Raw genomic sequence first — 4,813 nt, 5'->3', positions numbered from 1 at the left:
GCAGCAACGTGACTTGCGTCCGAGCCTCACCCTCAATGAACCGTTTCATGATCGTCCCCGCCACGATCTCGACGATCAGAAGGTTAGACAATCACTGGCGTTTTCACACAGCCTGGGTCGATAGCGGTCACTCGAGAATGACTGCAATCGACCTAATGCAGACTTTCGTATCCGTGCTGCAGCCCAGAGGACCGCTTACTTCACCATCACTTCATCCAGTGCCTGCTCAAGCGTGCTGACCGTACGCTCGATATTGTGCAGTTTCTCGAGCCCAAACAGCCCAATGCGGAAAGTCTGGAAATCAGCCGGTTCGTCACATTGCAGCGGCACGCCGGCAGCGATCTGCAGGCCGTGCTCGGCGAATTTCTTTCCGTTCTTGATCTCGGCATCATCGGTGTAGCTCACCACTACGCCTGGCGCCTGAAAACCGGCTGCAGCCACACTTTTGATGCCCTTGCCAGTCAACATGGCGCGCACGCGATTGCCCAACGTCTGTTGTTCGTCACGAACCTTGTCGAAGCCGTAGTCCTGCATCTCGACGATCACGTCGTTGAAGCGCGCAAGCGCATCACTGGGCATGGTCGCATGGTAGGCATGCCCACCCTGTTCGTAGGCCTGCATGATCTGCAGCCACTTTTTCAGGTCGCAGGCAAAGCTGCTGCTCTGCGTGCGCTCGATGCGCTCGAGGGCCAGGGCGCTGAGCATCACCAGGGCGCAGCAAGGGGAGGCGCTCCAGCCTTTCTGCGGTGCGCTGATCAGCAGGTCGACCGCGCACTTTTGCATGTCCACCCAAACCGTGCCGGAGGCAATGCAGTCCAGCACGAACAGGCCGCCCACCGCATGCACGGCGTCGCCGACGGCGCGCAGGTAGTCCTCGGGCAGGATGATCCCGGATGAGGTTTCAACGTGGGGCGCGAACACGATCTGCGGCTTGTGCGCCGCAATGGCCGCCAGCACTTCGTCCAGTGGCGGGGGCGCGTAGGCTGCCTGGCGACCCGTTTCGACCGGTCGGGCTTTCAGCACCGTGGTGGCCGCCGAGATGTTGCCCATCTCCAGAATCTGGCTCCAGCGATAACTGAACCAGCCGTTGCGGATCACCAGGCACTGCTGGCCGGTGGCGAATTGCCGCGCAACGGCCTCCATGCCGAAGGTACCGCTGCCCGGCACAACCGCAACGGCCTGGGCGTTGTAGACCTGTTTCAGGGTCTTGGAAATGTTCCTCATCACGCCTTGGAAGGTCTGCGACATGTGATTGAGCGAGCGGTCGGTGTAGACCACCGAGTACTCGACCAGCCCCTCAGGATCGATACTGGGATAGAGCTTCGACATGCGGTGACTCCTTTGGCAGAGATGTCATTGGTACGGACCCTGTCCTGAGCCTCGGCAAATGACAAGATTGATCGCAACGGCAGTGGCTGACCGCTGCCGTGCGCGCGTGGCGTTCAAATTAGCAGATCCGAACCGTCATGCCGCGCGCGACCCCATGCCTAGTTCGTGGGCAAGAGGATCACGAAATTCTTTTTCATGTCTTCCAGCACGGTCCATTTGCCCTTGGCGCCTGGTTCGATGATGAACGTGTCGCCAGCGGCCAGTGTGACGGGCGCGCAACCCTCAAGCTCGATCACGCAGCATCCACTCAGGACATGGCAGAACTCCCAAACCTTGTAGTCGATGCGCCACGCGCCGACGCTGGCTTCCCATTCTCCGGAAATGCGGCCTTGCTGTTCATCGTGGTAGTACTTGGACGTCAGCGTATGCGGGGTGCCTTCCACGACTTCCTCAAAGAAGGGAAGGTCGCGCACCGGTTGAATATCCAGTTCGCGGAACACGGTCAGTTTCTTGTTCATGGCATTTTCTCGAGCACGTTGTGAGTAGGGCGATACATCAAATAGGCTTCACCGGTGACGCCCAGCATCGGGTGTGGAACGATCTGGCAGGTTTTAACAATCTGAAAACCGTGACGTTCGTAGAAACGGCGCGCGCCGTGGTTGTCCGCATAATCGATCAGGCATAGCCCAGCCAGGCCAGCGTCATCGGCGCGCTGCTGGGCGTGGCGCAGAAACTGGACGCCCAACCCCTGGCTGCGCCAGGCCTCATCCAGGGCCAGGCTGGATATGTACAAAGTGTCGGGTATTTCCATGTCGGAATAAGGCGCGAGCACCGGGTCCGTCTCGACCGGCCTGTCAGGCGTCTCGTGCAGGGCGTAGCTATGCATCATGCCGATGACGCGCCCTTCGAACGTGGCCATCAGGCAGTTCTTATAGGAAAAGTCGCCCTGGTCGCGGGCATAGCGAGACGCACCGACACTCAGCAATGCTTCTCCAGGTGCGGCAAGCTTGCTCCAGATGTAATCGGCCATGCCCTCCGATGTCAGTTGGAAAAAGCGCGCAATGTCGTGCGCGTCCGAGGCTTGAGCGGGTCTGAAGTCGACAGGCACGTGCAGTGCTCCCATGGGATCGGGGGGTGGTTTTCGAGGATTACGCTTTTGACAGGGGGCAGGGTAGGCTGGTTGAACGGTTCCCATCATGCTATCGGCGACACTGTCAGCACGGCGTGCGACAGGAAGCTACCTTCCCGAAGCGGACGTTAACATTGAGACGCTGACGTGACCGTTGGAGCGTTAATGCCTGAGGTGCGACATCGCCTGGGTGACTTCCGATGCCATTTTTTCAGTGCTGATCGCCCCGTCAATTTGCAGGACTGGAGACGACTGCTCTGATAACCACCGCTCGTGCCAGGCTCGGTTGCGTCCAGAGAAGTCTGGATTGTCATACTGCGAAGCCCATTCCCTGAACCCCGCATGTATTTCATGCATGTCTCCACCGGGTGCGATGCGATCTCCAAAGCGAGCCTTTTCACGAGCTGCCAGACGTTCAAGGCGGATCGGTGTCGGCGTCACCACGAACACGATTAGGTCGACGTGCGCCAGTAGAGCATCACCCCAGACCATGCAGGAACCGGTCAGTATCCAATCATCCTGACCGAGTGCTTGCTGGAGCAATGGCACCCGCTCGCTGACAGGCCGCTTGGTTGTGAACGGAGGGTTTGTGGGCATCCAGAAATAGTCATCTACATCCGCATGACGCAGCCCGAGCCGCGAGGCCAGACTTTGCCCCAGAGTGGTCACACCCGCACATGATGCGCCTGTAATGTAGATCTGCATTTGTTCCTCCATGATGCCAGCTGATTTCAGGGGCAGGAAAATACTTCATTTCTCGTTGATCTCACATTCGGGCGCGTTTGCAATGGCCAAATTTAGACTTTTGGCATCGGCGGCTTTGGACCGATAGCTTAAGCTCATTGAATCACTTGCAGCCATGGCCACCGCGCCTGGTAGCTGGCAGCCTTCTCTCTGAACAAGCCTGGCCGTGGATTCAGTTCGTTCATCCTGAGCTCGTTGTTCTGAAGCTCGTTAAGACCATGAGTGCTGTAAAGCTTACCTGTGCAGGCGTCTATGCCTAGACAAGTCGACCGAATCAGATATCGGTCGATACCATCGGTGACCTTTTTCAACGGTGAATAGGCGCCGCCGAATTTCTTTTCGTACCACAGATGCACACGGGCCTGATTGCGTATCTCGACATTGACGCCTAGATGGGAGGACGCCTGCTGAACCTGGGCTATGACTCTGTCTTCCGCCTCCCATGACAAGTCTGCGTCGAAGTAGGCGATGTCATAGTCCTTTATGCCCCACTCAGCGGGCTCTCCCGATCGGTGATTCCAAAACGTCTGGAACAAAGCCCCTGCGACCAGCATGGAATGAGGGATACCAAGTGTTGGCAGGATCTCCAGTAACGCCCGGTTTATTGGGTTCTGATGGATGATCTCTAGTAACTGCTCATCGGTAAGTAAGTGCATGGGTGCCGTCCTTGGTAGCGTCGCAGATGGCTGAGCTTAGCTTGCGACATCGAGACCCGTGAAGATCCAGAAAAGCTCGATAGCACTGTCCAACAAGGGCAGCATCAGGTCTGATACGGTCTGAAGCAATGGCTGCTCACGAGGCGAACATGCAGGGTGGCCGAAGTCGAGCTGTTGCTGGCATTCTTGTCTCACCACGAGGGGGAGCGAAGGGGGCCCGTAATGGATCGTTCTTGCACTACTTATTACTTAGAGATGACATCGGCTTCAGAACTGAAAGCGAAGCCCCAGCGACATGATCTACAGATTATCGAGTGTGAAGTGCCTCAGGCGGAATTCAATAAATTTCTCTACCAGCTAGTAGGCGCGCCTTGGGAATGGGGCGATCTTGATACCTGGGGTGATTCCGATTGGCAGGCGCTTGTTGAGCAGGACTGCCATCGAACGTGGGTTGCCTATCACCGAGGTGCAATAGCCGGCTATTACGAGCTTTATCGTCCCGATGGCCGTAACAGTGAGATCCGATATTTTGGGCTAGCTCCACAGTTCCTAGGGTGCGGGTTCGGCGGAGCGCTGTTGAGCCACGCCATTCTATCTGCGTGGGAATGGCATGGTACAGAACGGGTATGGGTACACACATGCACATTTGACCATCCTGCTGCGCTTCAAAACTATCAAGCACGGGGATTGCGCATCTACAAGCAGGTTGAGGAAGTAAGCTGATGAACACCGGGCGAATGCTATGACCGGGCTGGCAGCTGTGGGTTGATGGTGCAAGTTATGAACGACAGCTACGGGGCGTAAGCGATCACTCGCGACCGGCAGCTCTCGACCCAGGCTGTGTGAAAACGCCAGTGATTGTCTAACCTTCTGATCGTCGAGATCGTGGCGGGGACGATCATGAAACGGTTCATTGAGGGTGAGGCTCGGACGCAAGTCACGTTGCTGCCGGAGT

General features: G+C 57.2%; 6 protein-coding genes. 1 reads left to right on the top strand and 5 read right to left on the bottom strand.

Features of this window, described 5'->3' with window-relative positions:
- Positions 1-195: 195 nt before the first annotated feature.
- The 5 genes from F3J44_RS29290 to F3J44_RS29270 form a co-directional block, all read right to left on the bottom strand.
- On the bottom strand, positions 196-1,329 hold the full coding sequence (locus F3J44_RS29290; RefSeq protein WP_167277979.1) for an aminotransferase class V-fold PLP-dependent enzyme: 1,134 nt from the start codon (positions 1,327-1,329) through the stop codon (positions 196-198).
- Positions 1,330-1,487: 158 nt separating this feature from the next.
- Entirely contained in the window at positions 1,488-1,847 is a 360-nt protein-coding gene (locus F3J44_RS29285; RefSeq protein WP_167056305.1) for a cupin domain-containing protein, read from the bottom strand.
- Positions 1,844-2,437, bottom strand: coding sequence for an N-acetyltransferase (locus tag F3J44_RS30045; RefSeq protein WP_205300263.1), 594 nt, complete (start codon positions 2,435-2,437; stop codon positions 1,844-1,846). The genes F3J44_RS29285 and F3J44_RS30045 overlap by 4 nt, the downstream gene beginning before the upstream one ends.
- Positions 2,438-2,620: 183 nt before the next feature.
- Positions 2,621-3,163, bottom strand: a complete 543-nt coding sequence (locus F3J44_RS29275) for an adenylate kinase (RefSeq protein ID WP_167277976.1) — start codon at positions 3,161-3,163, stop codon at positions 2,621-2,623.
- Positions 3,164-3,297: 134 nt separating this feature from the next.
- Positions 3,298-3,858, bottom strand: coding sequence for a nucleotidyltransferase family protein (locus tag F3J44_RS29270; protein ID WP_167277974.1), 561 nt, complete (start codon positions 3,856-3,858; stop codon positions 3,298-3,300).
- Between the two features lie 222 nt (positions 3,859-4,080).
- On the opposite strand from F3J44_RS29270, the gene F3J44_RS29265 reads away from it, so the two are divergent.
- Positions 4,081-4,581, top strand: coding sequence for a GNAT family N-acetyltransferase (locus F3J44_RS29265; RefSeq protein ID WP_167277973.1), 501 nt, complete (start codon positions 4,081-4,083; stop codon positions 4,579-4,581).
- Positions 4,582-4,813 lie beyond the last annotated feature (232 nt).

Origin of the sequence: Pantoea sp. Tr-811 (assembly GCF_011752535.1) — a bacterium.
Classification (GTDB): domain Bacteria; phylum Pseudomonadota; class Gammaproteobacteria; order Pseudomonadales; family Pseudomonadaceae; genus Aquipseudomonas.
This window is presented reverse-complemented; position numbering and strand designations above follow the sequence as displayed.

Bases quoted from the DNA above. Each gene is read 5' to 3' on its own strand.
- F3J44_RS29285 (WP_167056305.1), bottom strand. From the start codon at position 1,847: ATGAACAAGAAACTGACCGTGTTCCGCGAACTGGATATTCAACCGGTG.
- F3J44_RS29265 (WP_167277973.1), top strand. From the start codon at position 4,081: ATGGATCGTTCTTGCACTACTTATTACTTAGAGATGACATCGGCTTCA.
- F3J44_RS29290 (WP_167277979.1), bottom strand. From the start codon at position 1,329: ATGTCGAAGCTCTATCCCAGTATCGATCCTGAGGGGCTGGTCGAGTAC.
- F3J44_RS29275 (WP_167277976.1), bottom strand. From the start codon at position 3,163: ATGCAGATCTACATTACAGGCGCATCATGTGCGGGTGTGACCACTCTG.
- F3J44_RS29270 (WP_167277974.1), bottom strand. From the start codon at position 3,858: ATGCACTTACTTACCGATGAGCAGTTACTAGAGATCATCCATCAGAAC.